The organism is Microcystis sp. M53598_WE2 (genome assembly GCF_030067735.1).
Classification (GTDB): Bacteria; Cyanobacteriota; Cyanobacteriia; order Cyanobacteriales; family Microcystaceae; genus Microcystis; species Microcystis aeruginosa.
The window spans coordinates 1-3919 of record NZ_JASJFE010000279.1; the positions used below are offsets into that span (position 1 = coordinate 1).

At 48.0% G+C, this 3919-nt stretch carries 5 protein-coding genes; all 5 read left to right on the forward strand.

Annotated features, from left to right (window positions below; translation table 11 throughout):
• Nucleotides 1-198 precede the first annotated feature (198 nt).
• From PX636_RS05895 to cas2, 5 genes are read left to right on the forward strand one after another with little or no spacing between them, the layout of a single operon-like run.
• The gene (locus tag PX636_RS05895; protein ID WP_288116477.1) at nucleotides 199-765 is read left to right on the forward strand and encodes a Uma2 family endonuclease; all 567 of its coding nucleotides are present in this window, start codon (nucleotides 199-201) and stop codon (nucleotides 763-765) included.
• Nucleotides 765-1598 (forward strand): CRISPR-associated endoribonuclease Cas6, encoded by an 834-nt coding sequence (gene cas6, locus PX636_RS05900; protein ID WP_288116478.1) that lies wholly within the window; start codon nucleotides 765-767, stop codon nucleotides 1596-1598. Before PX636_RS05895 ends, cas6 begins: the two co-directional genes overlap by 1 nt.
• Nucleotides 1599-1600: 2 nt before the next feature.
• Nucleotides 1601-2194 (forward strand): CRISPR-associated protein Cas4, encoded by a 594-nt coding sequence (gene cas4, locus PX636_RS05905; protein WP_288116479.1) that lies wholly within the window; start codon nucleotides 1601-1603, stop codon nucleotides 2192-2194.
• 5 nt (nucleotides 2195-2199) lie between these two features.
• On the forward strand, nucleotides 2200-3204 hold the full coding sequence (cas1d, locus tag PX636_RS05910) for a type I-D CRISPR-associated endonuclease Cas1d (RefSeq protein WP_012266061.1): 1005 nt from the start codon (nucleotides 2200-2202) through the stop codon (nucleotides 3202-3204).
• A gap of 12 nt (nucleotides 3205-3216) precedes the next feature.
• Nucleotides 3217-3489 (forward strand): CRISPR-associated endonuclease Cas2, encoded by a 273-nt coding sequence (gene cas2, locus PX636_RS05915; RefSeq protein ID WP_002742874.1) that lies wholly within the window; start codon nucleotides 3217-3219, stop codon nucleotides 3487-3489.
• The last annotated feature ends 430 nt before the right edge of the window (nucleotides 3490-3919 follow it).

A 3919-nucleotide genomic window follows, 5' to 3' on the forward strand; every position in this document is an offset into this window, starting at 1 on the left:
CTATCCCGACGCACCCCCAGCGATTAAAAAAGGCGATGACGAAATTAGCGATATTCTCCTCCCCGATTTAACCCTAACTCCCAGACAAATTTTTGCCAAGGCCCGATTAAGTTAATGCCCTACAGTCTCGTTATAAGCGATCGCCCCGATCTGAAAATTCCCGCTCGATTGTCCTATCACTTCGGTTGAAAATTGACCATGACTCTTATATCTTCTAAACCCCTCACTTTACCAGAATTTTTCTCACTAACCGCTCCCGATGGCGATATTACCTATGAATTAGTCGATGGAGAAGCTATCCCAAAAATGTCACCGAAATTCTTTCATTCTCGTTTAACTGGTGCTTTATTTCTCGTACTCGATCGCTGGAATCAAGGACGGGGAGAAGTGGGAATCGAATGGGCGATCATTCTCAGCAAAAACGATCAAGATTGGTGTCCCGTTCCCGATCTTCTCTACATTTCCCCGGAAAGGTTAGGAGATATTCCCCTCACCGATGAAGCTTGTCCCGTTCCCCCGGAATTAGTCATCGAAATTATTTCTCCGGAACAATCTTTCAGCAGCCTGAGCGAAAAAGCCGTGGACTACCTAAAAGCGGGAGTCAGTCGCGTCTGGATCGTCGATCCCCGGGCCAAGCAGATCACGATTTTCTATCCCGATGCACCCCCGGCGATTAAAAAAGGCGATGACGAGATGAGCGATATTCTCCTCCCCGATTTAACCCTAACCCCCAGACAAATTTTTGCCAAGGCCCGATTAAGTTAATGCCCTACAGTCTCGTTCTCAATCTCACACCCCGATCGCCGATCTATCCGAATTTTCTCACCGGACGACACCTTCACGCGCTATTTCTTACCCTTGTCAGTAGTGTTGATCAGGAATTAGGGAAAATTCTACACACAGCCGAGGCAGATAAAGCCTTCACCTTATCGCCACTACAGATGCAATCCGGGGGAAAAACGATAAATTCCCCGCAGTGGCGATACGAACGGCCAATCGCCCCCGAAACTCCCTGCTGGTGGCGGATTTCTCTGCTCGATGACCGATTATTCGGTAAATTAACCTCGCTCTGGTTGAATCTCAATCCAAAACACCCCTGGCATCTCGGTTCCGCCGATCTGGTTATCACCAGCGTCCTCGCCACCCCACAATCGGTTCAACCCTGGGCGAACTCTTGTACTTATCAATACCTGTATGAAAACGCCTCGGAAACGAATCGGGAATTTGATTTCCTTTTCGCTACCCCCGTCACCTTCCGGCAGGGAAAATTCGATAGTGCCTTACCGACGCGGGAACTGGTGTTTAATAGCCTTCTCAATCGTTGGAATCGCTATAGCGCTATCCCCTTCGATTCCATCGCCCTAGACTCGATTTTCCCCAGTTTCTTCGATATTCAAACGAAATTAGCCGACGAAGCCTATAAAAACCAGTCGTTCGGTTGTGTAGGCGAGATTCACTATCGTCTTTTGGGAGAGGTGGAACCCGCAAAGATTAAAGCGATTAATGTACTGGCGGATTTTGCCCTCTATGCGGGAGTGGGACGGAAAACCACCATGGGGATGGGGATGACTCGCAGAATTGCTAAGGAGAAAAGATAGCCATGGATGAATCTGACTACATACCGATCGCCGCTCTCAACCATTACGCCTACTGTCCCCACCGTTGTTGGAGAATGTTCGTCGCCGGGGAATTTCTCGATAATAGCTACACGATCGAGGGAACAAATTTACACGAGCGAGTTCACACCGTCGGGGCGGGAAACCGCGAGGAAATATGGCAAATTCGGGCGATCTGGCTTAAATCAGACAATTACCGTCTCATCGGTAAAGCCGATCTGATCGAGTCCCACGACGGTGAATTTATCCCCGTGGAATACAAACGGGGCAGTAAAGGCGAATGGGATAACGACGAGTTGCAGGTGTGCGCTCAAGCCATCTGTTTGGAAGAAATGACTGGAAAAAGGCTAGATACTGGCTATATCTACTATGCCAGTTCTCACCAGCGTCAACCGGTGGCGATCGATCTTGCTCTACGGCAACGGGCGATCGCTACGATCCGAGCAGTTGAAACCCTGATCCAGACGGGAAAAATGCCCCCGGCGGTCTATTCACCCCGCTGCAAGGGATGCAGTTTGTTCGATCGCTGCTTGCCCCGATTAACCGAAAAAGTCCAACGATATCGAGAGGAAGACTAAAAAATATGGGAACGGTATATGTGACGAGAGAAGACGCATTTCTCGGCAAAAATGACGAGCGTTTAACGGTTAAAGCATCCAAGGAAACGATCCTCGATGTACCTCTATTGAACGTGGAAGGAGTGGTGATTTTCGGACGGGGTTCAGTTTCTCCCGCATTGGTGATCGAATTGTTGGAACGTCATATTCCCCTGAGTTTTGTCACTGCCACGGGAAAATATCTCGGTAGATTGGAGCCGGAGATGACCAAAAATATTTTCGTTCGTCGAGCGCAATGGCAGGCCGCCGGCGATTCTCCGAAAGCCATTCATTTAGTGCGGGGATTCGTCCGCGGCAAGCTGAAGAATTACCGCAACATTCTGCTCCGTCGTCAACGCGATCGAAAAGAGTTGGATTTACAAACGGCGATCGCTTGTCTGGAAGCAGCGATCGGATCGATCGAAACAACCTCGGCGATCGATTCTCTCCGGGGGTTAGAGGGAGCGGGAAGCGCAGCCTATTTCAGTTGTTTTGATTCCTTAATTCTCGGTGATACTTTTACCTTTGCCTCGCGTAACCGTCGCCCCCCGCGAGATCCGGTCAATTCTCTTTTGAGTCTGGGTTATGCGTTATTGCGCCATGACGTGCAGAGTGCGATCAATTTGGTCGGTTTTGACCCCTATCTCGGTTATCTTCACTATCAACGCTACGGTCGCCCCTCGCTGGCACTAGATCTGATGGAAGAATTTAGAGCGATCGTCGTTGATGCCGTGGTTCTCAATGGGGTCAATCATCCTTATCTTACCCCCGAACATTTCACCACCGAACCCTTAAGCGGTGCGGTTTCCTTGACGAGAGAAGGTTTACAGATTTTCCTGCGCTTGTACGAACAGAAGAAACAATCGAAGTTTAAGCATCCAGTAATGGGTAAACAGTGTACTTATCAAGAAGCTTTCGAGATTCAGGCCCGACTAATGGCGAAATATCTGATGGATGAGACGGATAAGTATCCACCCTTGATTTTAAAGTAGATAGAGGCGGTCATGTATTTTGTTGTCAGTTACGACATTTCCGATGATAAGCGACGAACCAAAATTCACAATACGTTAAAGTCCTACGGCCAACGGGTGCAGTATAGTGTTTTTGAGTGCGATCTAACCGATACCCAGTACGCTAAGCTGCGCGGGCGCTTGAGTAAGTTGATCAAACCCGATACCGATAGCATCCGCTTTTATTTTCTCTGCGCCTGTTGTCGGGGTAAAGTGGAACGCATCGGTGGTGAGTTACCCCGGGATAATACAATTTTTTTTGTTTAGCTCGGTTGCGCTTCTGGGTAGCTGTAAAAATTCTTAACTATTATGTGGTGGCTGAAAAGCTTATAGGATATAGATTCGAGATGATTTTCCTTTCCAACGCGGGGCGCACCTTATCCCGTAAGGTTTTGCGGGGTCTTGAAGAACTGGGTCACTTGCTGTATGATTGGTTTATTGCGGGTGCGGCGCATACGAACCTTGAAAATCCCATAACGTATAGCTTTTACCACTGGGCGGTTCCAATTAATCTTAAACCCTATTAGGGATTGAAACGACCAGAATCCCCTTTTTATTTTTCCGCCAATTCGTTCCAATTAATCTTAAACCCTATTAGGGATTGAAACGAAACGCTGAAACCTTTGCATATCAAGGGTTTCCAAGTTCCAATTAATCTTAAACCCTATTAGGGATTGAAACCTCATCAGACGAATCA

Bases quoted from the DNA above. Each gene is read 5' to 3' on its own strand.
- PX636_RS05895 (WP_288116477.1), top strand. From the start codon at position 199: ATGACTCTTATATCTTCTAAACCCCTCACTTTACCAGAATTTTTCTCA.
- cas6 (WP_288116478.1), top strand. From the start codon at position 765: ATGCCCTACAGTCTCGTTCTCAATCTCACACCCCGATCGCCGATCTAT.
- cas4 (WP_288116479.1), top strand. From the start codon at position 1,601: ATGGATGAATCTGACTACATACCGATCGCCGCTCTCAACCATTACGCC.
- cas1d (WP_012266061.1), top strand. From the start codon at position 2,200: ATGGGAACGGTATATGTGACGAGAGAAGACGCATTTCTCGGCAAAAAT.
- cas2 (WP_002742874.1), top strand. From the start codon at position 3,217: ATGTATTTTGTTGTCAGTTACGACATTTCCGATGATAAGCGACGAACC.